21 protein-coding genes are annotated in these 26,768 nt (G+C 68.9%); 5 read left to right on the forward strand and 16 right to left on the reverse strand.

What is annotated here, in order from left to right:
* On the reverse strand, nt 1–953 hold a 953-nt coding region (locus ABT367_RS13120), incomplete at its 3' end, for an NYN domain-containing protein (protein WP_352252610.1).
* A gap of 159 nt (nt 954–1,112) precedes the next feature.
* Between ABT367_RS13120 and ABT367_RS13125 the strand changes: the two genes are divergently transcribed.
* Entirely contained in the window at nt 1,113–2,147 is a 1,035-nt protein-coding gene (locus ABT367_RS13125; RefSeq protein WP_352252612.1) for a sensor histidine kinase, read from the forward strand.
* 210 nt (nt 2,148–2,357) lie between these two features.
* On the forward strand, nt 2,358–3,017 hold the full coding sequence (locus ABT367_RS13130) for a response regulator transcription factor (protein WP_352252614.1): 660 nt from the start codon (nt 2,358–2,360) through the stop codon (nt 3,015–3,017).
* A gap of 124 nt (nt 3,018–3,141) precedes the next feature.
* On the opposite strand, the gene ABT367_RS13135 is transcribed toward ABT367_RS13130, so the two are convergent.
* From ABT367_RS13135 to ngcE, 10 genes are all read right to left on the reverse strand, one after another.
* The gene (locus ABT367_RS13135) at nt 3,142–4,419 is read right to left on the reverse strand and encodes a sugar ABC transporter permease (RefSeq protein WP_352252617.1); all 1,278 of its coding nucleotides are present in this window, start codon (nt 4,417–4,419) and stop codon (nt 3,142–3,144) included.
* On the reverse strand, nt 4,416–5,207 hold the full coding sequence (locus ABT367_RS13140; protein WP_352252619.1) for an ATP-binding cassette domain-containing protein: 792 nt from the start codon (nt 5,205–5,207) through the stop codon (nt 4,416–4,418). Before ABT367_RS13140 ends, ABT367_RS13135 begins: the two co-directional genes overlap by 4 nt.
* A gap of 238 nt (nt 5,208–5,445) precedes the next feature.
* Nucleotides 5,446–6,558: a sugar ABC transporter substrate-binding protein gene (locus ABT367_RS13145; RefSeq protein ID WP_352252749.1), complete on the reverse strand. Its 1,113-nt coding sequence runs from the start codon at nt 6,556–6,558 to the stop codon at nt 5,446–5,448.
* 131 nt (nt 6,559–6,689) lie between these two features.
* A complete protein-coding gene (locus ABT367_RS13150) occupies nt 6,690–7,919 on the reverse strand; it encodes an ROK family transcriptional regulator (protein WP_352252621.1) in 1,230 nt (409 codons plus the stop codon).
* 261 nt (nt 7,920–8,180) lie between these two features.
* On the reverse strand, nt 8,181–9,062 hold the full coding sequence (locus ABT367_RS13155; protein ID WP_352252623.1) for a carbohydrate ABC transporter permease: 882 nt from the start codon (nt 9,060–9,062) through the stop codon (nt 8,181–8,183).
* Nucleotides 9,062–10,009, reverse strand: coding sequence for a carbohydrate ABC transporter permease (locus ABT367_RS13160; RefSeq protein ID WP_352252625.1), 948 nt, complete (start codon nt 10,007–10,009; stop codon nt 9,062–9,064). The genes ABT367_RS13155 and ABT367_RS13160 overlap by 1 nt, the downstream gene beginning before the upstream one ends.
* A 43-nt stretch (nt 10,010–10,052) precedes the next feature.
* Nucleotides 10,053–11,324 carry an extracellular solute-binding protein gene (locus ABT367_RS13165; protein ID WP_352252627.1) on the reverse strand — a complete coding sequence of 424 codons (1,272 nt, stop codon included), beginning with the start codon at nt 11,322–11,324 and terminating at the stop codon, nt 10,053–10,055.
* 205 nt (nt 11,325–11,529) lie between these two features.
* The gene (locus tag ABT367_RS13170; protein ID WP_352252630.1) at nt 11,530–12,423 is read right to left on the reverse strand and encodes a carbohydrate ABC transporter permease; all 894 of its coding nucleotides are present in this window, start codon (nt 12,421–12,423) and stop codon (nt 11,530–11,532) included.
* 21 nt (nt 12,424–12,444) lie between these two features.
* Complete coding sequence (locus ABT367_RS13175; RefSeq protein WP_352252632.1) at nt 12,445–13,494, reverse strand: carbohydrate ABC transporter permease; 1,050 nt, start codon at nt 13,492–13,494, stop codon at nt 12,445–12,447.
* Between the two features lie 100 nt (nt 13,495–13,594).
* Complete coding sequence (gene ngcE / locus ABT367_RS13180) at nt 13,595–15,031, reverse strand: N-acetylglucosamine/diacetylchitobiose ABC transporter substrate-binding protein (protein WP_352252634.1); 1,437 nt, start codon at nt 15,029–15,031, stop codon at nt 13,595–13,597.
* Between the two features lie 794 nt (nt 15,032–15,825).
* Here ngcE and ABT367_RS13185 point away from each other — a divergent pair.
* Nucleotides 15,826–19,692: a GH92 family glycosyl hydrolase gene (locus ABT367_RS13185; RefSeq protein ID WP_352252636.1), complete on the forward strand. Its 3,867-nt coding sequence runs from the start codon at nt 15,826–15,828 to the stop codon at nt 19,690–19,692.
* A 161-nt stretch (nt 19,693–19,853) separates the two neighbouring features.
* On the opposite strand, the gene ABT367_RS13190 is transcribed toward ABT367_RS13185, so the two are convergent.
* The 3 genes from ABT367_RS13190 to ABT367_RS13200 all read right to left on the reverse strand — a co-directional run bounded on the left by ABT367_RS13190 (nt 19,854) and on the right by ABT367_RS13200 (nt 22,138).
* Nucleotides 19,854–20,009: a hypothetical protein gene (locus ABT367_RS13190; RefSeq protein WP_352252638.1), complete on the reverse strand. Its 156-nt coding sequence runs from the start codon at nt 20,007–20,009 to the stop codon at nt 19,854–19,856.
* Between the two features lie 245 nt (nt 20,010–20,254).
* Nucleotides 20,255–21,019, reverse strand: a complete 765-nt coding sequence (locus ABT367_RS13195; protein ID WP_352252640.1) for an SIS domain-containing protein — start codon at nt 21,017–21,019, stop codon at nt 20,255–20,257.
* A gap of 150 nt (nt 21,020–21,169) precedes the next feature.
* A complete protein-coding gene (locus tag ABT367_RS13200) occupies nt 21,170–22,138 on the reverse strand; it encodes an N-acetylglucosamine kinase (RefSeq protein ID WP_352252642.1) in 969 nt (322 codons plus the stop codon).
* 174 nt (nt 22,139–22,312) lie between these two features.
* Here ABT367_RS13200 and ABT367_RS13205 point away from each other — a divergent pair, with 174 nt between their 5' ends.
* Nucleotides 22,313–23,188, forward strand: a complete 876-nt coding sequence (locus ABT367_RS13205) for a MurR/RpiR family transcriptional regulator (protein ID WP_352252644.1) — start codon at nt 22,313–22,315, stop codon at nt 23,186–23,188.
* A gap of 62 nt (nt 23,189–23,250) precedes the next feature.
* Here ABT367_RS13205 and ABT367_RS13210 read toward each other — a convergent pair whose 3' ends face one another.
* Both ABT367_RS13210 and ABT367_RS13215 read right to left on the reverse strand, forming a co-directional pair.
* Nucleotides 23,251–23,742, reverse strand: coding sequence for a MerR family transcriptional regulator (locus ABT367_RS13210; RefSeq protein ID WP_352252646.1), 492 nt, complete (start codon nt 23,740–23,742; stop codon nt 23,251–23,253).
* Nucleotides 23,743–23,784: 42 nt separating this feature from the next.
* Nucleotides 23,785–24,675, reverse strand: a complete 891-nt coding sequence (locus ABT367_RS13215; RefSeq protein WP_352252647.1) for a carboxymuconolactone decarboxylase family protein — start codon at nt 24,673–24,675, stop codon at nt 23,785–23,787.
* Between the two features lie 257 nt (nt 24,676–24,932).
* Between ABT367_RS13215 and ABT367_RS13220 the strand changes: the two genes are divergently transcribed.
* Nucleotides 24,933–26,735, forward strand: a complete 1,803-nt coding sequence (locus tag ABT367_RS13220; RefSeq protein WP_352252649.1) for a VanW family protein — start codon at nt 24,933–24,935, stop codon at nt 26,733–26,735.
* The last annotated feature ends 33 nt before the right edge of the window (nt 26,736–26,768 follow it).

The raw sequence follows: 26,768 nt of genomic DNA on the forward strand, positions 1-26,768 counted from the left end.
CCCCACGCCGTCCAGAAGACGCTGGGGCCCGTCACGCCCCAGCCCGCCTCGTCGCCGACCATGCGCAGGCTCATCAGCCCCGCGGGGATCAGCGCCACCGCGACGACGGTGGCCGGGATCACGGCGAGCAGCGGCGGCACCCGGCGGCCCGCCAGGAACAGCGTCCAGCGCGGGAACACCTCACCCCAGCGCGCCGTCAGACCGTGGGTGAGCGCCGCACCGCCCAGCGAAAGGAGTCCCGCGGCCAGCCCCATCGCCAGCATGCCCGGGGTGTCCTGCATCTCCGCCAGGAATTCGTCCGTGATCCCCAGCGGCCATCCGAAGTACCAGGCGACCCGGGTGACCTCGTACGGAATCTGCGAGAGCACCGCCACCCACACCGCCCGCCTGCCCCAGCGGCGCAGCTTCGCCGGATCCGTGCCGTGCGGGTGTCCCCGTCCGCAGCGCACACACGATCCGGCGGTCCTGCGCCGGTACGCGAGCGCGGCGAGGGCCCACAGCAGGCCGCCGGCGAAGACGATGATCAGGTGCACGCGGTGCCAGTAGAGGATGTCGGCCAGACCGCCCTGCTGTCCTGGCACGCCGGTGAAGGCGAACACGATCAGGACGGGCCACAGCGCGGCCACGGCGATCAGTGTGTAGTCGGGGATCACCAGGGCGAGCGCCACCCCGATGCCCCAGCCGTACCAGAGCAGCGCCGTGCGCAGCCGCCCGTGGCCGAGGCCCCGCGCGAGCGCCACCCCGGCAGCCACACCGACCAGGCCCAGGACACCCGCCACCGTGCCGACCGCTTCCGCCGGGGCGCCCTCGAGCAGCGATGCGGAGCGGTGGTCCTCGTCGATGGGCGCGAACGGGTACGCCACCGCGTCCCCGCCGAGCGCCCAGTACACCCCGAACACGCCGTAAAGCAGCGACCACAGTGCCGCCGCGTAACCGAACCAGTTGGCCTTCATCGGCCCTCACTCCCGTGTCGTGGAATCCGATGGCTCGATCCTTCGCCGCCGGGCGTCACGTCCGCCCGTGCCGATCGGCATCGCTTGCGGCCGGTACGGCGGGACGGGGGTGCCGAACGGCAGGGGGCGGGCGTCCGGGCAGGTCATAGGCTCGCGGTCATGGACAACAAGGGGCGGGCGACGGCGCGTTGGGCGGGACCTGTGGCCGGCGCCTGCGGCGGTGTCTCGCTGGCGGTGACGGCCGCCCTCGTGGCGAGCGGCGGGTCAACGGGCCCTGAGGCACTGGCCGTTGTGGAGCTCGGGGTCCTGCTGGCACTGACGGTGTTCGCGGCCCGCTGGTCCGCCCGGCGCGCGGGGGTGGCGTCGACGGCCCTGGCCGCGGCCGCCGGACCGTTGTCGCTGCTGCGGCGGGCACCGGTGACGCAGGCGCTCGTCGCGGGCGTGGCCGTCTGGCTGCTCGTGGCGCTCGCCGCCGTGGGGACGGGGCTGTATCTGCGCCTGCTCGACCGGCGCCGCGAGCGGTCGGTCCTGGCGGCACAGCGCGAGCAGCGGCTGCGCCTCGCCGCCGATCTGCACGACTTCGTGGCCCACGACGTGAGCGAGATGCTGGCGCTGGCCCAGGCGGGCCAGGTGCTCGCCGCGCACGATCCGGCCGCCGGAGCGGCCCAGTTGGCCGCGATCGAGTCGGCGGCCCGACGCGCACTGTCCTCCCTGGACCGTACGGTGCATGTCCTGCACACCGAGGGCGCCGGGGCGCAGGACGCCGGCCGGGCGCCGCTGCCCGGTCTCGCTCAACTTCCGGAGCTGGTGGGCCGGTTCGACGCGGCGGGCGAGGCGCACGCGGTGCTCGACTGCTCCGCCGAGGACGCGCGGGTCTCCCGCGAGGTGTCCATGACCGCCTACCGGGTGGTGGTCGAGGCGCTGACGAACATACGGCGGCACGCACGGGACGCGACCCGCGTGGAGGTCACGGTGACGGGCCCCGGGCCGGACGGGCTGCGCGTGCACGTACACGACGACGGCAGACCCGCGCGCTCCGGGTTCCGGCGGACGGGGCGGGCCGGTGGCGGCCGTGGCCTTGCCGGCCTGGCCGCCCAAGTGGCGGCATTGGGCGGCGAGTTGGCGGCGGGTCCGGCGCAGGGCGGCGGCTGGCGGCTCACGGCTCGGCTGCCGGTACGAGGGCCGGAGCGGTGAGACCCGCGCATGACATGATCGGCGCCATGGACCACCCCACGCCCGGGCTTGCCCTATGACGAGGGTGACCCCATGACGAAGGTGGCTGCCCCATGACGAAGGTGGCCCCATGACGAGGGTGGCCCATGAAAAATGGCGCCCCCATGAAGACGGCGCCCCCGGGAGGACGGCGGCTCCGGGGCGACAGCGACCCATGAAGACGGTGCCCCTATGACGATCCGCATCCTCCTCGCCGACGACCAGCAGGCGATCCGGTACGCGTTCCGGATCCTGCTCGACGCGCAGCCGGACATGACGGTCGTCGCCGAGGCCGCCGACGGGAAGTCCGCGGTGGAGCAGGCCCTGCATCTGCGCCCCGACGTGGTCCTTGCCGACATCCGCATGCCCGGTCTCGACGGCCTGGAGGTCACCAGGGCGCTGGCGGGACCGGAGGTCGCCGAGCCGATACGGGTGGTCGTGGTCACAACGTTCGACCTGGACGAATACGTCCACACCGCGCTGCGCAACGGCGCCTCGGGGTTCCTGCTCAAGCGCTCGGGACCGGCGCTCCTGGCGGAGGCGGTGCGCGCCGCGGTCGCGGGCGAGGCGCTGATCAGCCCGCAGGTGACCGTACGGCTGCTGCGGCAGCTGACGCCCTCCCCGCGCGCCCGTACCGCCCCGGCGCCGGCCCCGTACGAACCGCTGACCGAACGCGAACTCTCGGTGGTGGAGCGGGTCGCCCGCGGCGAGACGAACGCGGAGATAGCCGCCGCCCTGGCCTTGGCCCCTGGCACGGTGAAGAACCATCTCGCGGTGATTCAGCGGAAGTTGGACGCCCGCAACCGCGTGGCCGTGGCGGTCTGGGCCTGGGACACCGGCGTGGTGAGCTGAACCGGCTCAGAGCCGGACCCGCGCTTCTCGGCCGGCCGGACAAGCGGATGCCCCGCGCCTGCCGGCCGGACAAGCCGAAGCCCGGCGCCTCGCAAGGAGGCACCGGGCTGGGGCGTGAGCGGGATTACGCGCGGCCCGCCGACTTCTGGGTCTTGCGGGTGACCGAGTCGATGACGACCGTGGCGAGGAGCACTCCACCGGTGATCATGTACTGGATCGGGGTGGCGATGCCCTCGAGCGCGAGTCCGTACTGGATCGACGTGATGACGAGGACACCGAGCAGGGCGTTCCAGGTACGGCCCCGGCCGCCGAAGAGGCTGGTGCCGCCGATCACGGCCGCGGCGATGACGTTCATCAGAAGGTCACCGGCGCCGGCGCTCTGGTTGGCCGCCGCGATCTTGGAGGCCCAGAAGAGACCGCCGACCGCCGCGAAGAAGCCCGCGATGGCGAAGACGGAGATCCGGATCGCCGTGACGTTGATACCGGCACGGCGCGAGGCCTCGACACTGCCGCCGAGCGCGAAGATCTTGCGGCCGTACGCGGTGCGGCGGAGCAGGAAGTCCGTCGCGACGAGCACGATCGCGAAGAGCAGCGTGGCCAGGGGCAGGCCCTTGTACTGGTTGAACATGATGGCCACGGCGAAGGCCGCGACGGCGAGCAGCACCGTACGAAGGATGATCTCGCTCAGCGGGCGCGACGGGATGCCCGCGGCCTCACGGCGGCGAGCGCCGAAGAAGGCCGAGAAGAAGTAGAGGGCCACGGCCACGACCGCGAGGCCGTACGCGGCGATGACGTCCGAGAAGTAGTACGTGGTCAGCCTGCCGACCACGCCGTCGCCGTCGATGTTGATCGTGCCGTTGGAGCCCAGGATCTGGAGCATGAAGCCGTTCCAGAACAGCAGGCCAGCCAGGGTCACGGCGAAGGCGGGCGCGCCGATCCGGGCGAAGAAGAACCCGTGCAGGGCGCCGATGACGGCGCCGGCCGCGAGGGCGGTGAGCACGGCGAGCCACTCGTTGACACCGTGCGTGATGCTCATCACGGCCATGATCGCGGCCGAGACACCGCTGACCGAGCCGACCGAGAGGTCGATCTCGCCGAGCAGCAGCACGAAGATGATGCCGACCGACATCATGCCGGTGGCCACCATGGCGACGAAGATGTTGTTGAGGTTCTCCGCGCCCAGGAAGGCCGAGTTCAGGCTCTGGAAGATCGCGCAGATGGCGATCAGACCCACGACGACGGGCATGGCGCCCAGGTCACCGGCGCGCATCTTGCGCTTGAACTCGCCGATGTAGCCGGCGAAGCCCTGCTCGCGCACGAGGAGACGGGGGTCGACGACGGTGACGGCGTCCGAGGCCGCGGCCGGGGCGTCCACCGGCGCTTTGGTCTTGTCGATGCTCACTTCTGAGCCTCCGCGTTGCTGCGCGCCGCACGGCGGGTCACGGCGTTCTCCGTGGCTCCGGTGATGGCGGAGATGATCTCTTCCTGCGAGGTCGACTTGACCTCGAACACACCGTTGTTGCGGCCCAGGCGCAGCACGGCGACCTTGTCCGCGACGGCCTTCACATCGGCCATGTTGTGGCTGATGAGGATGACCGCGTGGCCGCGCTCGCGCAGCCGCTCGACGAGGTCGAGGACCTGCGCGGTCTGCTCGACACCGAGGGCCGCGGTGGGCTCGTCCAGGATGACCAGCTTGGGCTCGCCGAGCAGCGAGCGGGCGATGGCCACGACCTGGCGCTGACCGCCGGAGAGCGAGGCGACGGGGATGCGCACGCTGGGGATGCGGATCGACAGGGTCTGCAGGAGCTCGCGCGAGCGGCGCTCCATCTCGACCTCGTCGAGCACACCGCGGCGGCGGATCTCACGGCCGAGGAACAGGTTGCCGACGACGTCGATGTTGTCGCACAGCGCGAGGTCCTGGTAGACGGTCGCGATGCCCAGGTCCTGGGCGTCGTGCGGCTTGTTGACGGTGACCTTGCTGCCTTCCCACTCGATGACGCCGTCATCGATGGGGTGCACACCCGCGATCGTCTTGACCAGGGTGGACTTTCCGGCACCGTTGTCGCCGACCAGGGCGACCACCTCGCCGGCGTGGACCTCGAGCTCTACATCGGTGAGCGCCTGGACGGCACCGAATCGCTTGGAGACCCCGCGCAACGCCAGCACGGGCGTAGCGGACACGTGAACCATCTCCTTCGCCGCCTGAGCCTGACCCGGCGGGAGGTTGTACAGAGGAGTGAGGGGTGTTCCGTCCGGCGCCCCGCCGTTGAGCTGCGGGGCTTTCGGCGGCGGGGCGCCGGACGTGCTTCCACGGGAGCGCGACTTCAACAGGTGCGCAAGTCCCGCAGGGAACAGGGGAGTTGCCTTACGGCAAGTCCGTGGGGCCGGAGGGCTGCCGGTACGGCGGCCGCCCCCGGGCCCCTGGGGTCTACTTCAGGCCGATCTTGTCGCAGGCGGCCTTGTACTTGGCCGTGCAGATCTCGTCGACGGTGTAGTAGTTCTCCTTGATGACCGTGTCCTTGATGTTCTCCTGCGTGAGGGAGAGCACCGGGACGATCACGGACGGGATGCCCTTGTCGGTGCCGCTGTCGACCGTGGTGGTCTCCAGGCCGGCGCCGTCCAGCTTGCCCGTCTTGGCGATCGAGACGGCCATCTTGGCGACGGTCTCGGCCTCGGCCGGGTAGGACTTGAAGACGCTCATGTACTGCTCACCGGTGATGATGCGCTGCACGGCGGCGAGCTCGGCGTCCTGGCCGGTGACCGGCGGGAGCTTGGAGAGGCCGGCACCCTTGAGGGCGGTGATGATGCCGCCCGCCATGCCGTCGTTCGCGGAGTAGACGCCGTCGATCTTGTCCTTGCCGAGGGCGGAGATGGCGCCCTCCATGTTGGCGTTGGCGTTCTCCGGCTTCCACTCCTTGGTGTCGTACTCCTTGCCGATCTTCACCTTGCCGTCGAGGACGGAGTGGGCGCCCTTCTTGAACTGCGCGGCGTTCGGGTCGGTGACGGAGCCGTTCATCATGACGATCTGGCCGCCCTCGGCCTTGTCGCCGAGAGCCTTCAGGAGGGCCTCGCCCTGGGTCTTGCCGACCTCCTCGTTGTCGAACGAGGTGTAGGCGGAGATCGGGCCCTCGGCCAGGCGGTCGTAGGCCACGACCGGGATGCCGGCGTCCTTGGCCTTCTTCACACCGTTGGCCACGGCCTTGAAGTCGACCGCGTCCAGGATCAGCACGTCCACCTTCTTGGTGATCATCGTGTCGATCTGCTGCGACTGGACGGTCGCGTCCTGCTTGGCGTTCAGGTACTCGAGCTTGCCCTTGCCATTCGTGAGCTTGCCGATCTGCTCTTCGATGATGGGCTTGTCGAACTTCTCGTAGCGAGCCGTCTGGTTCTCCGGCAGGAGCAGACCGACGGTGATGTCGTCACCCTTGGCCTTGCCGCCGGTGGACTCTTCGGCCTTGTCGCCGGACTCCTTGGCACTGCCACAGGCGGCGAGGGAAACGGCCATGGCGGTCGAAGCGATGGCTATGGCCGCACGACGCATACGCGTATTCACTGGGAACCTCCCTGACGAGGCCGCGTCGTTGCGGCCGAGGTGGCAGTGAGTCAACTCGGCCCCGTTGCCAGCGTCAAGGAGTTAATACTTAACGAGATGACAACGGTGCCATTCGTTATCTAAGTGAAGACAGGAGTCGGCGCCGTACGGAGCTCGCCATCGACGGCGGCACTCTGGACGGATTGGTCGATCAAGGTCGAATCACCCATCTCGCTGAGCGCGAGGGCGAGGGCCCCGAGAACCTCGGCGCGGCCGCCAAGTGCCCCCGGGAGTACGGAGAGTTGGCGGGCCGCACTGGGGATGGCATAGCGTCCCACCGACTCGCGGATGGGCGCCAGGACCAGCTCGCCGGACTCGGCGAGGTCCCCGCCGAGCACGACCCTCGACGGGTTGAGCAGATTGCAGAGATTGGCGACCCCGCTGCCGATGTGCCGGCCCACGTCCGAGATCACCCGGCGGCAGCCGGGGTCCCCCTCGCGGGCGAGCGCGACCACCTTGTCCATGGTCAGGTCCGTGCCGTGGCTGGACTGCAGCAGCGGCAGGACATAACGGGCGGCCGCGAAGGTCTCCAGGCAGCCGCGGTTGCCGCAGCGGCAGACAGGACCCGACTCGTCGAGGGTGATGTGCCCGATCTCGCCGGCCGTGCCGCCCGGGCCCCGGTAGATCTGCCCGTTGATCACCAGGCCCGCGCCGACCCCGCTGGCGACCTTGATGTACGCGAGGTCCTTGACCCCGCGCCCACTCCCCCAGACCAGCTCGCCGAGCGCGCCCAGGTTGGCGTCATTGTCGACCGACACCGGCACACCGAGGCGCCCGGACAGCTCCTGAGCGGGGTTGATGCCCTGCCAGCCCGGCAGGATCGAGGTCGAGCCGAGCGTGCCGGACTCCACGTCGATGGGGCCGGGGACACCGAGTCCGACGCCGGCGACCTTGGAGCGGTCCACGCCGGTGGACTCGATCAGCCGGCTGACCAGGACTTCCGCCCGGTCGAAGCCCTGCGCCGACGAGGCGTCCACATCGAGCGGCTCGGATTCCTCGGCGAGCACCTGGTGCGCGAGGTTGCCGATCGCGACACGTAGATGCGTATGCCCGAAATCAACCCCTACGACCAGGCCCGCGTCCCCGCTGAGCGAGACGCTGCGGGCACGGCGGCCGCCCGCCGATGTGGGCGTGACCTCGACGGTTCCGCCGTCCTTGAGCTCGCGCACGATATTGGAGACTGTGGCCGCTGAGAGGCCCGTCGTCCTGGCGATCTCCGCCTGGGTGAGCGAGCCTGCCATCCGTACGGCCCTCACGACCCGCTCGAGATTGGCCCGGTGCAGCGACGACTGCGACCCCGGAGTCTGCACGACGACCTCCTTGCCGGGGCCGCGGCGTCATTGCAGCCCCCCGACTATCTCCAACTTATGAACTCTAAGCTGAGCCTGAGGGGTTGCGCCCCGTCAAGCCCTTGAGAGAAAGAGAACGGGCGGGACGAGGACTGGCCCGGGGTCACAATTCGGACTACGGCCTGGTGAGCCGAGTGATCGGGTCCGCCGCACGGCAGAGCGCCCGCCACGCAGTGGAGCCCGGGTTGCGGAAACCCGGGCTCCACTCCGTACAAGAAGGGTCTACTTGACGGACCCCGCCGTCAGACCCGACACCACATGCCGTTCGATGAACGCGAACAGGACGACGACCGGCACGATCGCCACGACCGAGGCCGCGAACAGGTAATTCCACTCCACCGTGTAGTTGCCGATGAAGTTGGAGATGCCGACCGTCAGCGGCTGCTTGTCGGGCTGTGTGGTGAGCGTGAGGCCCATCACGAACTCGTTCCACGCCGAGATGAACGTGAAGATCACCGCGGTGACCACACCCGGCAGCGCGAGCGGCAGCGTCACCCGCACCATCGCACCGAGGCGGCTGGTGCCGTCCACCATCGCGGCCTCCTCCAGCTCGGCCGGGATGGAGCCGATGTACGCGGTGAGGATCCACACCGCGAAGGCCAGGTTGAAGGCGGCGTTGGTGAGGATCAGCGTCCACACCGAGTTGAGCATGTCCAGCTGGTAGAACTCGCGGTACAGACCGAGGAGGAGCGCAGTCGGCTGGAACATCTGGGTCACCAGGACCAGGAGCAGGAAGATCTTCCGGCCCCGGTAGCGCATCCGCGCCGTGTAGTACGCGGCCGGCAGCGAGACGAGCAGCACGAGCAGCGTGGCACCGCCCGCGACCGTCAGGGTGACCTGGAGGTTCTGCCCGAGCTCGGACTCCTTCCAGACATCGATGAAGTTGGCCCACTCGAAGTTCTCGGGCAGGTACGTCCGGTCCCGCAGCTCGCTCTTGGGCCGCAGCGCCGTGATGATCATTTCGAGGTACGGCGCCAGGAACAGGGCCGCGAGGGCCCAGGCGCTCACCGCGATCACCAGGGTCTTCGGACTGAACTTCCGCTTGGCGCGAGGGGACTTGGGAGCTTGGTTCTTGACCGGGCGTGCGGCCGTGGTGGTGGCCATCAGTCCTCCTCGTTCCACCGGCTGACCTTCAGGAAGATCAGCACAAGCACCACGACCATCGCGAAGTTGACCACCGACATCGCGGCGGACTCACCGATGTCGGTCTCCTTCAGCTTGTACATGAACACCATCGAGGTCGAGGTGTCGTAGCCCGGGCCGCCCTGGGTCATGGCCCAGATGATCGGGAAGGAGTTGAAGACGTTGATGAGGTTGATCACCACACCGACGAGGAACGCGGGGCGGAGCAGCGGCAGCGTGATCCTCAGATACGTCTGCCAGGTGTTCGCGCCGTCGATGCGCGAGGCCTCGTACACGTCATGAGGGACGGTCTGCAGACCGGCGAGCAGGGTGTACGTGGTGAACGGCAGCGAGACGAAGACGGCGACGGCCATCATCCAGGGCCAGGCCGTGCCCGGGTCGCCCAGCCAGTCCTTGGGCTTGTCGATCAGACCGATGTCGACCATCAGGGTGTTGAGCACACCGGCGGTCTGGTTGAGCATCCACTTGAAGCCGATGGCCGTCATCAGGACGGAGGCGGCCCAAGGGGCGATCAGGGCCCAGCGGGTGATCTTGCGGCCCGGGAACTTCTGGTTGAACAGCGAGGCAAGACCGAGCGAGATCAGCATCGTGGCGGACACCACGACGACGGTCCACAGGACCGTCCAGATCAGCACCGAGGAGAGGTCGCTCTCCTCGAAGAGGGTCTTGAAGTTGTCGGTGCCGGCACTGCCGCGCACCTTGCCGGATATGGCGACTTCGAGGAACGAGGTGCGGATGAGCTCGACCACCGGCCAGACGACCACGGCGAGGATCAGCAGGATGACGGGCGCTATCCAGGGCAGCGGGCCGAGGCGGGCCAGTCCGCTGCGGCGGCTCACCGGCCTGGTGGCGCGCCCGCCCCGTCCCCGGCCGGCGTCGGCCGGGGACGGAGGGGCCTTGAGTGACACGTTTTCTCCTGGCGAAAGGGAGCGAACAGGGTGACCTGGGGGCTTACTTGGCCTTGGCCTGCGCGTCTTCCGCCGCCTTCTGCAGCGCGTCGAGGATCGGCTTCGGGTCCTCCTGGGCCGCCTTGCCACCGGTCTTCTTGATCTCGGCGGAGACGGCGTCCCAGCTGGTGTCACCCAGCGGGTAGAACTTCGCACCCTCGAGGGCGCCGAAGAAGGGCTCCAGGTCGGCGTGCTTGCCGTTGCTCTGCATGGTCTCCAGAGCGTCGGTGGTCACCGGGAGCAGGTTGTACATCTCGTCGAACTCGAGCATCTTCTTCTGGTACGTGAAGTCCAGGAACTTCTTGACGCCTTCCTGCTCGGCGCCACCGTCCTTGAACGCCATCATCCAGTCCGCGACACCGAGGGTGGAGTCGAGCGCACCGTCCTTGCCCGGGATGGGCGCGACGCCGTAGTCGACCTTGCCCTCCTTGGCCATGGAGACCAGCGACGGGTGGCCGTTGAGCATGCCGACCTTGCCGGCCGCGAAGTCCGCAAAGGCGGTCTTACGGTCGGTGGACGCCGGGTTCTCGTACGTCAGACCCTTCTTGACCAGGTTGTCCTGGAGCCACTGGAAGGTCTCGACGTTCTGCGGGGAGTTGATGGTGTACTTGCCGGACTCGTCGGTGTAGCCACCGCCGTTGCCCAGCTCCCACATCATCGTCTCGCCCTGCGCCTCTTCAGGGCCGAGCGGCAGCGCGTACGGGGTGTCCGCGGCCTTCTTGTCCTTGATCTTCTGCGCCGTGGCGGCGACCTCGTCCCAGGTCTTCGGCGCCTCGGCGACGCCGGCCTTCTTGAGGACGTCCTTGTTGTAGAACATCACGCGCGCCGAGGAGACGAACGGGATGCCGTACTGGGTGCCCTTGACCTCACCGGCCTTGGCGAAGGCGGGGATGATGAGCTTCTGCGTCTCGGGCGACAGGACGTCCTTCGCCTCGTACAGCAGGTCGTCGGCGACCTTGTCGGCGTAGCCGCCGGTCTGCAGCAGGTCGGGCTCGTCGCCCGTCTGGATCATGGTCTTGACCTTGGCGTCGATGTCATTCCAGTTGATGACCTCGACGTCGACCTTGTAGTCCTTGTTGGCGGCCTCGAACTCCTTGGCGACGCCCTCCCAGTACACCTTGGACGCGTTGGAGGCCTTGTCGCCGTAGTCGGCGGCGACGAGCTTGATGGTCTTGCCACCGCCCTCGGAGTCGCTCCCGCCGTCCCCGCCACAGGCGCTAAGTCCCAGTGCCATCACCAGCGTTGCCGCACCGGTGGCGATTACTCGATTCCTCATGCTGTTCAACCCTTCGACATCGGTGTCGACTTGAACGCGGGAGACCCCCCACGCGACGCCGTGCGCAGACAATACTCACGGCCTGCAAGAGCGCAACAGGCCTAGACCACTTTCGTGGCCAAGCCGAAATCACTGGCTGTGACGGCGACTTGGGCTGCCTGTCCGAAAGATCACTTGAACACCCGATCGGTCCGGACGGCGGCCGTCACTTGAGGGCGCCGGCGGTGAGTCCCGCCTGCACCTGACGCTGGAAGACCGCGTACACGACGAGCACCGGAACCATTGCGATGGTGAGTCCTGCAAACAGCGCACCCCAGTCGCCGCGGTAGCCCTGGCTGACGGCGAGGGCCGCGAGGCCCTGCGGCAGCACGTACTTGCTCTCTTCCTCGTTGTTGAGCAGCAGCGGCAGCAGGTACTGGTTCCACTGGCCGAGGAAGTTGAAGATGCCGATGCTCACCAGGCCCGGCTTGGCCATCGGAAGCATGATCTGGAAGAAGGTCCGGGTGTGCGAGGCGCCGTCGACCATCGCCGCTTCCTGCACGCCGGTGGGCAGCGTACGGAAGAAGGACGTCAGGAAGAACGTGGTGAACGGCAGGGAGTACGCGATGTACGCGACCATCAGGCCCTGCCGGGTGTCGAGCAGCCCGAAGTTCTCCATGACGGCGAACAGCGGGACGAGCGCCAGGATCACCGGGAACATCATTCCGCCTGCGAAGAGCAGGAAGACGAAGCGGTTGCCGGGGAAGGTGAAGCGCGCGATCACATAGGCGGCCATCGAGCCGAGCAGCATCGTGCCGGTCAGCGAACCGCACAGAAGGATCAGCGAGTTGATGGTGTATTGCCCGATATTGGCCTTGCTCCACGCGTTGGTGAAGTTCTCCCACTCGAAGGAGGTCGGCCAGCCCATCGGGTCGCTGAGGATCTCCACCGAGGGGCGGAAGGCGGTCGCGGCGACCCAGATCAGCGGTCCTGCGGCGAGGACGACCCACAGGATCAGGAAGGCGTGTGAGAAGACGTTGAGGGTGCCGCCCGTCTCCTTCACCGCGCGACGGGGCGCGTCGGTGGTCCCGGTGCGGGGCTCGGCGGTGTTCGTGGTCATGATGCAGTGGCTCCCGCGGTCTCAGTATTCGATCCGGTCGCGATTCCCGATCCTCATGACGATCAGGGAGAACGCCATGCTGAGGAGCAGGAGAACGACACCGATGGAGGTGGCATAGCCGTACTGGCCGTCACGGAACCGTTCGTAGAGGAAGACCGGGGTGACCTTCAGGACGTGCTCGGGGACCATCACCAGGACGATCGCGAACGAGTCGATCGCCTGGATGCCCATGTAGATCCAGCCGGTGCGCACGGTGTCCCAGATCAGCGGCAGCGTCACACTGAAGAAGGTGCGGCCGCGGCCGGCGCCGTCGAGCAGCGCGGCCTCGTAGATGTCCTTGGGTATCGCGCCCATCGCGGCGGAGAACAGCACGACGTAGAACCCGACGAAGGACCAGCAGAGCACCGTCATGACGGCGATGACGGCGAGAGTGCGGTCACCGCCGAGCCAGGCGGGGCCGTCGATGGCGAGCTTGTCCAGGCCGCCGTTGATCAGGCCGGAGTTGGTGTTGAAGACCCGGCCCCAGACCACCGCGATGATCGCGACGGACAGCACCTGCGGGAAGAAGTAGACCACCTTGTAGAAGGCCGAACCCGCGACGCCGCTGATGGCGCGGCCCTTCACGTGCCGGCCGCCGGACGTGATCATGTACGCGAAGAACATGCCCAGGACGAGCGTGACCAGTGGAGCGATCACGGCAAGGAGGGCGGTGACCTCCAGGGATTCCCAGAAACGCTCGTCGTTCCACATCTTCGTGAAGTTGTCGAACCCGATGAAGTTCGCCGTCGCCCCGCCCGACCAGTCGGTGAAGGAGTAGTAGATCGCCTGCAGGAAGGGCGAGACGACGAACATCAGGTAGAACGCCAGGGGCACCGTGAGGAACCCCAGGATGAAGCGGTACTTGTCGAGCGTCCGGTAGCGCCGGTCGTAGCGCACGCTGTCCGGGGTGAATCGGGGCGGCAGCAGCACCGCCAGGAGGAACAGGAACCAGTTGGGCCCCTTGGTCCGGGCGGCCGGATCCGCCGCCGTCTTCGAAGGTGGGGAACTGTCCACCCGGGTGTCCGTCTTCATGCTGCTCCGCCCCGCGCGCTCTTCCACGTGCCGTACGAACTTGGTTGCGTGAGCGGGTCCGGGGCCGGCCTGCTGGGCACGGCCCCGGACCCGCCTCGGATCAGGACTTCTTGACCTTCACGACATCGGGGTCCTTGAGGATCCGGTCAGCGGCCTTCTCCATGGTGTCCATGGCCTGCTTGGTACCGATCTCGCCCATCATGAACTTGTGGATCATGCCGTTGAAGTCCTCGCGGAACAGCTCGTTGTACCAGTCCATGTGCTTCGCGATGACGACGTTCTCACCGGCGGCATCGATCGCCGCCTGCACGCTCGCCACACCGTGCGGCAGGTCCTGGCCGTCGATGGCGCCCTTGACCACCGGGAGGGCGGAGAGCTGCTTGAAGTTGTTCAGGGCGGCCTCCTTGCTGTACATCGCCCGCAGCCACTCCAGGCCGCCCTGCCGGTTCTGCGCCTTCTCGGGGACGACGTAGAACTCACCGGCCGGCGCGTTGATCGTGCCGAACGGCATCTTGTCGCCCGAGTCCAGCGACGGGCTCGGGCCGAACGACATCCCGAAGTCCGCCGGGGTGGTGTCCTTGGCCTCGTTCTCCACCCACGAACCGTTGGGCACGAAGACGCACTTGCCCCCCTTGGTCCAGGCGGTCTGCATCTCGGTGTGCGCCTCGGTGCCGTCGAAGCCGGTCAGCACGTACTTCTTGGCGACCAGTTCCTCCCAGGCCTCGAAGACGTCCTTGACCGCGTCGTTCTTCCAGGCACCCGGCTCGAGGTAGTCCATGGCCGTGGCGATCTCGCGCCCGCCGCGCTGCGCGAACATCGTGTAGATGCTGAAGAACATGTACCGGGGGTGGCCGCCCGGGTAGCTCCAGCCGTGGATGCCCTTCGCCTTGGCCTTCTTGCAGACGGCCAGCATCTCGTCCCACGTCTTCGGGTACTGCGACTCCAGGCCCTCTTCGAGGAGCTTCTTGGAGTAGAAGGTGCCGTAGACCGTCAGCGAGATGCCGGCCTGGAAGGTGCCAGGGCCACCGAAGTTGCCGCTCGCCTCGACGGCCGGCACGAGGACGTCGCGCACCTTGACGTTCGGGTCGTCCCAGGACGGCGAGTCGAGGAGCTCGGTGAGGTCCGCGACCTGCTTGTTGGAGACCAGCTTGCCCGGGTTCATCTGGTCGGCGCCGGAGTTGTTGACGACGTCGGCCGTCGGGTTGCCGCGAACGATCTTCGGCTGGACCTGAGTGGCGATCTTCTCCGTCGACTTCTGCGAGGCCTTCGACTTCGGATACTTCTTCTGGTACATGTCGGTCACGAACTGGGCGTACTTGTCGCCGTAGCCGCCGTTGAAGACGACCACGGAAAGGGCGGCGTCCTCCTTCACGCCGAGCGGGTTCTTCGCGCTCTTCTCGCCCTTTTCGGCCTTCTTGTCGTCATCGCCGCCACCGGTCGCGCACGAGCTGAGCGCGCCGACCGCGGGGATGGTGAGCAGGCCTGCCACGGCCGTCTTCTTGATGACGTCACGACGGTTGATGCCGCTGGATCCCATGCTCAAGTCCTCGCCTTCCTCTGGCAAAAGGCGGTACGCCGGATCCTCGCCGGCACCGCGATCTCGTATAGCTGGGCCTTGCAGTAACGCTGAAGCTGACTGGGTGACTGGCTGAGCCGAACTGTCTGATCCGGGCGGATACCTGCGGCGCACACACGTCCCCGCAGCGTGAACCCCCCGGTGCCGGTAATCGGACGTACAGCGACCGACCCGGACGCCGACAGGTATAGTCCACTCGCCCCGGGCGAGCAAGATCGAATACACCCTTGCCCGGCAACCTTTCCCGAGTTGAGACCTGCGCAGGTCAGTGGTTGAACCAGTGGCGGTGAGCCCTGGGCGGAAGTGCTGAATTCCGCGCCGTTCCCGACCGTTCCCGCGCGGCCGAATTCCGGGGGCGAGCACGCGTCTTCCGGGTCCGCGATCACTGGACTTGCCCACTCCCGTGCACCGGCCTGCTTCGGACCGACCGAGGCCCTTCTCCCGGCCGACCGGGGCCCTTCTCCGGTCCGCTCGGGGCCCTTCCTCCGGCCTGCTCGACACCCTTCCTCCGGCCGGGTCGAGACCCTTCCTCCGGCCCCTGGCCGCACGCCCCCTCGGCCCGCGATCACACGCCCCCATTCGCCGTCGATCGCGCACCCCCAGCCGCCCGCGATCACACACCTCTCCCTGGCAAATTCCCGCCGCTCAGCGCACCCGCTCCCCTGCAACACCCTTGACACCACTGGGCACTTGGCCACCTACTGGACGATGCGCCGACCGTTGACAACGTTGTCCACACCGAGGGAGGGACGCTGATGCCTGGGTCTTCTCGCAGGTCCCCGCACAGTCACCGCCGCCGTAGACCGTCGAAATCCATCGCCCTGCTCGGCGCGGCCTGCGCCTTGGCCCTGGTCGTCACCGGTCAGGGCGCCGCCGTCGCCGGCCCGCCCCAAGCACCCGCCGCCGACAACGAGTTCAGCTCCTCGTTCGAGGACGACCAGGCGGCGATCGACTGGCGCAACACCCCCGAGACGGGCCCCGACGGCAAGAAGAAGGCCTCCGGGGTCGACGGCGGGTTCAGCAGCGGCATTCCGGGCAATGTCACCGACCGCGTCACCGAGGTCCGCGCGAGCGGCGAGAACGCGGGGTCCGGCGAGGTCAAGGAGAACCTGGTCGACCTGGAGTCCTCGTCGAAGTGGCTCACCTTCGCGGCGACCGGCTGGGTCGAGTTCGATCTGGACGATCCGGTCAAGGTCGTGACGTACGCGCTGACTTCGGCCAATGATCACGCCGAGCGCGACCCCAAGGACTGGAAGCTGCAGGGGTCCGCGGACGGCAAGGAGTGGTCGACCCTCGACACCCGCACCGGCGAGACCTTCTCCGAGCGCTTCCAGACCAAGACGTACGAGTTCGAGAACGCGACGGCGTACGCGCACTACCGCATCGACTTCACCGCGAACAACGGAGCGGGCGACGCGCTGCAACTGGCCGATGTGCAGTTCTCCGACGGCGATACGAGCCAGCCGGTCCCCGAGGAAATGCAGAGCGCCGTCGACCGCGGGCCGAGCGGCTCGCCGACCGCGAAGTCCGGCGCCGGATTCACCGGGAAGCGGGCGCTGCGCTACGCGGGGACGCACAAGCCGGACGGGCGCGCGTACTCGTACAACAAGATCTTCGATGTCGATGTGGCGGTCGAGCGCAATACGGAACTCTCGTACCGCATCTTCCCGCAGATGCCGGAGAGCGAACCGGACCTGAAGTATCCAGCGACCTTCGCCAGTGTCGATCTCGCCTTCACCGACGGTACGTATCTGAGCGATCTCGGTGCGGTCGACGCGCACGGCGGAAAGCTCACGCCGCAGGGGCAGGCCGAGGCGAAGCGCCTCTATGTCAACCAGTGGAACCACGTGGCCTCGGACATCGGCCGGGTGGCACGCGGAAAGACCGTGGACCGGATTCTGGTCGCGTACGACGCACCGAAGGGTCCGGCGAAATTCCGCGGCTGGCTCGATGACATATCCCTCGCCCCGAAGGCGCCCGAAGAGGTGCACAGCAATCTCTCGGACTACGCCTCGACGACCCGCGGCACCAATTCCAGCGGCGGCTTCTCGCGCGGCAACACCTTCCCCGCAACCGCCGTGCCGCACGGATTCAACTTCTGGACGCCGGTGACCAACGCCGGCTCGCTCAGCTGGCTCTACGACTACCAGCGGGGCAACAACGCGGACAATCTGCCGGCGATCCAGGCGTTCAGCGCCAGCCATGAGCCGAGCCCGTGGATGGGCGAGCGCCAGACGTTCCAGGTGCTGCCGTCCAAGGACGCCGGAACGCCCGAACTCGACCGGGCCAAGCGGGCGTTGCCCTTCAAGCACGCGGACGAGACCGCGAAGCCGCACTACTACGCGGTGAAGTCGACGAACGGCATCACATCCGAGATCACGCCGACGGACCATGCGGCGCTGATGCGCTTCACGTATCCGGACGACAACGCCTCGGTGATCTTCGACAACGTCTCGGACAAGGCCGGGCTCACGCTCGACACCGACAAGGGCGTCGTGACCGGGTACTCGGACGTGAAGAGCGGTCTGTCGACCGGCGCCACGCGGCTCTTCGTGTACGGGACCTTCGACAAACCCGTCACGAGCGGCGCCGCGTCCGGGGTGAAGGGCCACTTCCGCTTCGACGCGGGCGATGACCGCACGGTGACGATGCGGATCGCGACCTCGCTGATCTCGGTGGACCAGGCGAAGGCGAACCTGGACGCGGAGCTCCCGGCGGGCCGGTCGTTCTCCGCGGTGAAGTCCGCCGCGCAGAAGCAGTGGGACGACATCCTCGGCCGGGTGAAGGTCGAGGGCGCGACGCACGACCAGCTGGTGACCCTCTACTCCTCGCTGTACCGGCTGTACCTGTACCCCAACTCCGGTTTCGAGAAGGTCGGTTCGAAGCACCTGTACGCGAGCCCCTTCTCGCCGGCCGAGAAGCCGGACACCCCGACGCACACCGGCGCGAAGATCGTCGAGGGCAAGGTGTACGTCAACAACGGGTTCTGGGACACGTACCGGACGACGTGGCCCGCGTACTCCTTCCTCACTCCCGGCAAGGCCGGTGAGCTGGTGGACGGATTCGTCCAGCAGTACAAGGACGGCGGCTGGATATCCCGCTGGTCCTCGCCGGGTTACGCGGATCTGATGACCGGCACGTCCTCGGACGTGGCTTTCGCTGACGCGTATGTGAAGGGCGTGGACTTCGACGCCTCCGCGGCGTACGAGGCGGCGCTGAAGAACGCCACCGTGGTGCCGCCGTCGTCGGGCGTGGGCCGCAAGGGAATGGAGACGTCCCCCTTCCTCGGCTACGCGTCGACGGAGACCCACGAGGGCCTGTCCTGGTCGCTCGAGGGCTATCTCAACGACTACGGCATCGCGCAGATGGGCAAGAAGCTCTACCGCGAGACCGGAAAGAAGCGCTACAAGGAGGAGTCGGACTACTTCCTCAACAGGGCGCAGAACTATGTGAAGTTGTTCGATGCCGCCGCCGGTGGCGGGGACACGGACAGCAAGGGGTTCTTCCAAGGCCGTGATCTGAAGGGCGACTGGCGCGCCCCGTCCGGCGCGTACGACCCGCGGATCTGGGGTTACGACTACACCGAGACGAACGGATGGGGCTACGCGTTCACCGCACCCCAGGACTCCCGCGGTCTGGCCAATCTGTACGGCGGCCGCTCGGGGCTCGGCGACAAGCTGGACACGTACTTCTCGACGCCGGAGACCGCATCGCCCGAGTTCAAGGGCTCGTACGGTGGCGTGATCCACGAGATGACCGAGGCGCGGGACGTCCGGATGGGCATGTACGGGCACTCGAACCAGGTCGCCCACCACGCCACGTACATGTACAACGCGGCCTCGCAGCCCTGGAAGACCCAGGAGAAGGTCCGCGAAGTGCTGTCGCGTCTCTACGTCGGCAGCGAGATCGGGCAGGGCTACCACGGTGACGAGGACAACGGCGAGCAGTCGGCCTGGTACCTCTTCTCCGCGCTCGGCTTCTATCCGCTCGTCATGGGCAGCGGCGAGTACGCGATCGGCTCGCCGCTGTTCGAGAAGGCGACGGTCCGTATGGACAACGGGCGGACGCTGGTCGTGAAGGCGCCGAAGAACAGCGCGACGAACATCTACGTCCAGGGGCTGAAGGTCAACGGCAAGAAGTGGTCGTCGACCGCACTTCCGCACTCGGTGATCGCGAAGGGCGGTGTCCTGGAGTTCGACATGGGTGCGAAGCCGTCGAGGTGGGGCACGGGAGGTTCGGCGGCGCCGGTGTCGATCACGCGCGACGACAAGGTGCCGTCGCCGCGGGACGATGTCCTTGCGGGTACGGGTGAGCTGTTCGACAACTCCTCGGCCACATCCGCCGCTTCGTCCTCGGTGGACCTCCCGGTCGCCGACCGTACGCGTGCGCTCCAGTACACCCTGACCTCGGCGGACAGGGCCAAGGCCCCGTCGGGCTGGGTGCTGCAGGGCTCGTCGGACGGGTCGCGCTGGACGGACCTGGACGAACGCTCGGACGAGCCCTTCTCGTGGGACCGGCAGACACGGGCGTTCACGGTGGACGACCCGGGTACGTACGCGAAGTACCGGCTGGTGTTCACGGGCGGCGAGGCGACGCTGGCGGAGGTGGAACTGATCTCCTGACCCCTGGTTCGCCGGGGGTGGTGGCGGGTGAGCGGGCCGTGTGCCGGCCGGCTCACCCGGCACAGCTCTGTCTCAGGCCGGCGTGGTGGTGGCACTCACCGGAACCCGGTCGCTCACCGGAACTTGGACCATGCCCGGCGGTCGGCGGCGCGGGACTGCCCTCAAGAGCCCAGCCGGCGCAGGTCCCACCTCAGGCGTTCGCCGAGACTCGCACGCATCCGCTCCACCCTGTCCTCGTTCCCGTCGAGCTCGGCGAGCAGCTCGAAGGCCGCCGACACGGTGCCGTCGTCCGGGCTCGCAAACGCGTCCGCGTACAACAGCCAGATTGAGGGCGGCGAGGGCCACCGCCGTGGCCGGGACGGCCACTGGATACAGCACCTCGTTGACATTCACGTGGTCGATGATGCGCACGCCATGGCACCCCAGTTGTGCCGAGCCAGCTCGATCTCGAACAGTTCTTGCTTCATCAATCCTCCCTGATCCCCCACGGGCCCCCGGACCGAACCTGCACGCCGGGCAGGGAGTTCAGCTGTCGAGGCGGGTGTGGGGTTTCCGCGAGTGGTCAGAAGCCCCCGCGATGCAGTCGTCCCTCGTAGCGGGCCTCGAGTGTCGCGTTGCGCTCGAAGCCGCCCGGAAGGTTGGCGGAGATGTAGACGGGGACGTCGTGGCCCTCGGCGAGGAGGAGGGCGACGCTGTCGGCCACCACCATCTGGGCCAGGGTCGAGGACGTGAGGGTGGAGACGCCGCACAGGTGGCCGCCGCCGGGGAGCGGCAGGAGGGCGTCGCCCGCGGGGGCGCCGTTGTCGAGCACCGCGTCGGCCAGGTCGGCCAGGCGCTTGCCGCTGGAGTGCAGGGCGGGGACGGAGCGGGTGTGTTCCATCGAGGTGATGGCCACGAGGTGGTGGCCCTTCTCCTTCACCAACTGCGCCATGTCGACGATGGAGTTGTTGACCCCCGAGTTCGAGATGATCACGAAGAGGTCCTGCGGGCGCGGCGTGCTCAGTTCGTAGAGCCGCGCGGCGAGTCCCGGCCGGCGTTCGAGCAGCGGGTCGGCCAGCACGGAACGGTCCTCGCCGCCGCGGAGCACCAGGTCGCCGAGGCCGATCCGGTTCGTGGGGATGAGCCCTCCCGCGCGCCCCGAGATCTCCAGCGCCGTGGCCTGCGAGTGCCCGGTGCCGAAGGCGTGGATCACTCCGTCGGCCGCGACGCAGTCCGCGAACAGGCGGGCCGCCACCGTCACCGCCTCCTTGTTGGCGTCGATGGCCGCGTCGAGGGCGGCGCGCGCCTGGTCGGCGAAGAGGCTCGCGCCGATCTGCGGGTCGGTCATGGAGTTCCCACTCTCACTGTTCGGTCTCGCTCTTCAGTTGCGCTGTTCGGTTGCGCTCATCGGTTGCGCTCTTCGGTGCGCTGTTCGGTACGTTGCTTGGTTCACCGAACCGCAGCGGTTCAGGATCGTTGAAACGATGAACCAGACAGGTCAATGCGTCAAGAGGCCCGCCAGCGCCACGGCCCCCGCCCCGCCGTCCCGAACGGCCGCCATGCGCAGGCCCATTGACTCCACCCGTACGGCGAGACGACCGGCCAGCGGTCCGCCGGGGGCGATCAAGCCGCCGGTGGCGACCAGGAGTTCACCGCTGCCGGCGCCCAGCGCACGGAGTTTGTCGGCCAGTTCGTCGGCCGCATCGTCGAGCAGCCCGAGTGCCATCGGATCACCTTCCGCCGCGGCCCCGACCACCAGCGGGCTGAGCGCCGCCAGCGCGGCAGGCGGCCGGGAGTAGGCCCAGTCGGCGATGACGTCCCTGAGCAGGGGGCGGTCCGTTCGGTCTCTGCCGGGCGCGGCCTCCTCCAGCACACGCTCCACGAGCAGCCCCCGCGGCCCACGCCCGTCCAGGGCCCGCAGGGCCGCCCGCACGGCCTCCCGCCCGAGCCAGAACCCGCTCCCCTCGTCACCGAGCAGCCATCCGTGCCCGTCCACGATGTGCGCGCTGCGCCGCCCGCTGATCCGCGCGGCGGTCGCACCTGTGCCCGCGATCAGAACGAGCCCGTCCGCCGGCGCCCCGGGGCCCGAGGCGAACGCGACTTCGGCGTCCCCGTACACCTCCAGGGCGGCCGCCTCGATGCCCAGCGCCTCGAGCGCCCGCGCCAGGCACTCCACCGCGGCGTCCCGGCCACGCCCGTACCCCCCGCCCGCGAAGCCGGCCGCCACGGCTGCCCCGCGGCCGCGGATCCCGGCCGGCACGGCGGCTGCCATGGCTTCGCTCAAATGCCGTACGAGGGCGTCGGGTCGGACGCCCAGCGCGTTGCCGGGGCCGCTGTCCCCCGTACCCACCAGGCGGCCCGTGGCGTCCGCGCAGTACGCGCGGGTCCGGGTGCCTCCGGCGTCGATCCCTATCAGCAGGGGCAGTTCACGGGAGGCCAAGGACTGTTGCGCTGATTCATGGATCACACTGCATGGTGGTTGATAGAATCGCCGCCTGACAAGAGCTTCGCGCCGACCCCGGCCGCACCGCCCGGCACCATCCCGCCACGAGCCACGCGCACCCATCACGAGCCACGCGCCGGGCACACCCATCACGAGCCGGGCACCGCGCGCACCCGCCACGAATCGAGTCGAGCCCCCGTGATCACCACCCTGATCCACTCCGAACTGCCCCGGCTGACCGCCTCGTTGCGCAAGGTCGCCGAGCAGGTGCTCACCGATCCGGCGGCGCTCGCCCGCACCTCGGCGGCGGACCTCGGGCGCCGCACCGGCACGTCGCAGGCGACGGTCACCCGCTTCTGCCAGGCCATCGGGCTCGACTCGTACCAGGCGCTGCTGCTCGAACTCGCCAAGGAGCAAGGGCAGTTCGCCCAGGAGGGGTTCACGCGAGGGCAGCCGCTCGGGCCCGACATCGGCCCCGAGGACACCCTGGACCAGGTGATCGAGGTCATCGCGCACGCCGATCTCCAGGCGCTGCGCGGCACCGTCGAGCGCCTCGACCGCGACGCCCTCGAACGTGCGGCGCGGGCCGTGGCGAAGGCCCGCCGTATCGATGTGTACGGTGTGGGCGCTTCGGGTGTGCTGGCCCGCGAGGCGGAGGCGCGCCTTTTCGGGATCGGCTGCCAGGCCAGGGGCTGGACCGAAGTGCACGCCGCGGAGACCTCGGCGTCCCTGCTCACGCCCGCCGACGTGGCCATCGCGCTCTCGCACTCCGGCAGTACGCGCGAGGTGGTGAGCCCGCTGCGGCTGGCCGCCGAACGGGGGGCCACCACGATCGCCATCACCTCCGACCAGCGCTCACCCGCGGCCCAGGCCGCCTCCCTGCACCTCGTCTCGACCTCCGGCGAGACGAGCTTCCGGCACGGCGGGTTCGGCGCGCGGCACTCCGTCCTGCTGATCATCGACTGCCTGTACGCACGGGTGGCCCAGCTCTCGTACGACCGGGCCACGGCCTCCATCGCGCTCACGGCACACATCCGCGAGGAGCACGCGGCACGCGGCCGGCGCCGCACCTAGCCGGGCGGGCTGCTCACCGGAGCGGACTGCTCACCGGGACGGCTGATCACCGGGACGGGCGCTCACCCCGCGCGGCCCGTCGCATCGCGCGCCGTAAGCGCCTCGTAGTGCTCCACCTTCGCGTCCAACGCCCCCAGACAGTCCGTGAGTTCGGCGATCTGCTGCCGTACGGCCTCGCGGTGCCGGCGCAGCAGCGCGAGCCGGTCCGGTGCGCTCGCGTCCCCCTGTCTGCGCAGCTGTGCGAAGCGCCGCATATCGCGGATGGGCATCCCCGTGGTGCGCAGCCGGGTCAGGAACGCGAGCCACGCGAGGTCCTCCTCGCGGTACCGGCGCCGTCCGTCCGGCCCGCGTTCCACCCGGTCGAGGAGCCCGATCCGCTCGTAGTAGCGCAGGGTGTGGGCGCTCATGCCGGTGAGCTCGGAGGTCTCGGTGATGGTCCGGGTGCCGCGCCCGGCGCCCGACGGACTCCGGCCCGCACCTGAGGTGCTCCGGCTCGTACCTGAGGCGCTCCGGCCCGTACCCGACGCGCTCCGGCCCGTACCTGATGCAGTCATGCCACCACCGTAGGCAGACCCCGGCCCCCGCCCCCCCCGCGATCAGTGGTTCTCGAACACCTCCCTGGCCACTCCCACCGCGTTCAGGACCCGCGGGAACCCGGCGTACGACACGGTGTGCAGCAGCGCCTCGATCACCTGGGCCGGGCTCAGGCCGACGTTCAGGGCCGCGCCGATGTGCACGCGCAGCTGCGGGGCGGTGTCGCCGAAGGCCGTCAGGGCGCCGACGGTGACCAGTTGACGGCGCCGCGGGCTGAGCCACGGGCGGTGGTAGACGTCGCCGAAGGCGAACTCCACGATGTAGCGGCCCAGATCGGGCGCGATGTCGCCCAGGGACTCGATCACCTCGAGCCCGTGCTCGCCGTCGATCCGCTTCAGGTTCTCGGCGCCGCGCTCGTAGCGGTCGCGCGGATCGTTCTGCTCGGGCGGCTCGAACGTCACGCCACGGTCGGTGAAGACCTTCCGCGCCACGGCGACGGCGTTCAGCGCCCGGGGAAAGCCCATGAACGGCACGGTGTGGATCAGCGCTTCGACGATCTCGGCGGGACGCACGCCGACCCTCAGGGCCGCGTCGATATGGAAGTCCAGCTGGGGTGCGGTGTCGCCCTGGGCGGTGAGCGCGCCGATCGTCACCAACTGCCTCTGCTGGGGGTCGAGTCCGGGCCGGGAGTAGACGTCGCCGAAAGCGAACTCCACGATGTAGCGGCCCAGATCGGGGGCGATGTCCTGCAAGGACCTGATGGTTTCGGCCCCGCGCTCGCCCGAGATCCGGCGCAGGGTGGCGAAGCCCCGGGCGTACCGGTCGGACTCCGGGGGCGCCGCGGCGGCCGGCCCGGCCGCGGTGAGCGGTACGCCCGCGGCTCCGAGCCCGACGAGGGCGGCCTTGGCGACGGCGCGGCGGCTGGTGACAGGGTGCTGCTCCGGCTGAGTCATGGCGCCACCGTAGAAATTAGAGCGCGCGCTAACACAAGCCCGTCCTGCCCCGCCCGTACGAGCCGCCGGGCACACGAGCCGTCAGGCCCCCGAGCCCGCGAGTCCACAGTCACCCTGCGTGATCAGCCGCGGCGCGACAGGGACCCGTACCCCTTATAGGGTGAATAGTCCGATACGTAACTCCGATACGTGACGACGCATCGCGAACGTGACCGACGCCTCGCGAACGTAGCGCGCACGCCCCCAAGGAGAGCGCCTTGTCGCAACCGGACCTCCCCCAGGCCCCCGGCCCCGAGCCTCAGCAGCCGTCGGACCGCTCCCGCCGCCGAATACGCCCCGCCCTGTACGCCGCAGGCGGGGCGGTCGTGGTGCTCGGCGGCCTGTACGTGGCGGGGCTGGTGTCCGAGGGGTCCGGGATACCCGAAGGGACCACGGTGGAGGGCGTGGATCTGGGCGGGCTGAGCGCGAGCCAGGCACAGGAGCGCCTGGAGCAGGAGCGGGGGAAGGCATGGGCGGCCCCGCAGCCCGTGCGGATCGGGGATGAGACGGCCGAGGTGGATCCGGCCGAGGCGGGGCTCTCCGTGGACGCCGCGGCGACCGTCGAGCGGGCGAACGACACCAGCTCCAACCCCGTGACCGTGATCGCCGGACTGTTCGGCGACAGCGACCGGCCGGTCGATCCCGTGGTCCGTGTGGACGAGGCCAGGACGAAGGCCGCACTGGCCGCGCTGGCGAAGAAGTACGACCGCGAGGAGCGCGACGGCGCCGTCGCCTTCAAGGCGGGCGAGCCCGACGTGACCGAACCCCGCTCGGGCATCGCCCTCGACACCGGCCGCTCCCTCAGGACCCTGCGCTCCGCGTACCCGGCCGAGGACGCCGTACGGCTCCCCGTCGACGAGACGAAGCCCAAGGTGACCGAGGCCGAAGTCACCCGTGCCGTCGACGAGTTCGCCACCCCGGCGATGTCCGGGCCCGTCACCCTCACCGTCGGGGACAGCGAGCTGAAGCTGACACCGGCCACGCTCGGCCGCCATCTGAGTCTCGAGGCCGACGGCAAGGGCAAGCTCACGGGAAAGCTGGACGCCGAGGGCCTGTTGAAGGACCCGGAGGTGTCCCGGCCCCTGAACAAGGCGATCGGCGCACCGGTCAACGCCCAACTGCGCCTCGACGGCGAGAAGGTGGTCGTCGCGGCCGACGGAAAGCCGGGGCGCAAGGTCGACGCCGAGTCCCTCCAGGCGGCGGTCTTCCCCCTGCTCACCAAGACGGGCGGCGCGCGCACCGCGACCGTCGCGACCCAGACCGTACAGCCGGAGCTCACCGCGCAGAGCGTCAAGGAGCTGGGGATCAAGGAGCAGGTGTCCACGTTCACGGTGGAATTCCCCACCGCCCCGTACCGCACGATCAACATCGGACGGGCCGCGGAGCTGATCAACGGCTCCCTCGTACTCCCCGGCAAGGAGTGGAGCTTCAACCGCACGGTGGGCGAACGCACCGCGGAGAACGGCTTCACGGACGGCACGATGATCCTCAACGGCCGCTACTACAGCGCACCGGGCGGCGGTGTCTCCGCCGTGGCGACGACGATGTTCAACGCGATGTTCTTCGCCGGCGTCAAGCCCATCGAATACGGCGCGCACTCCTTCTACATCGAGCGCTACCCGGAGGGCCGTGAGGCCACGGTCGCCTGGGGCACCCTGGACCTGCGCTGGCTCAACGACTCGGGCCACGCGATCTACGTCCAGGCCACCGCCACGGACCACTCCATCACCATCACCTTCCTCGGCACGAAGAAGTACGACGAGGTGAAGTCGATCAAGGGGCCGCGCACCGACATCACCGAGCCCAAGAAGATCGAGGGCAAGGGCGACAAGTGCGAACCGCAGACCCCGTACGAGGGCTTCGACGTCGAGGTCGAACGCGTCCTGGTCAAGGACGGCCAGGAGGCGGGCCGGCAGACCTTCCGTACGCACTACACCCCGCGTGACGAGATCACCTGCGAGCCGGACACTCCCCCGGCGCCGCAGGTCGACCCCGATCCGCTTCCCTCGCAGGGAAGTTGATCCGCTGCCGCACGCCGGTCGGCGCGGCAGAAG

The organism is Streptomyces mesophilus, assembly GCF_040300965.1.
GTDB classification, from domain to species: Bacteria; Actinomycetota; Actinomycetes; order Streptomycetales; family Streptomycetaceae; genus Streptomyces; species Streptomyces mesophilus_A.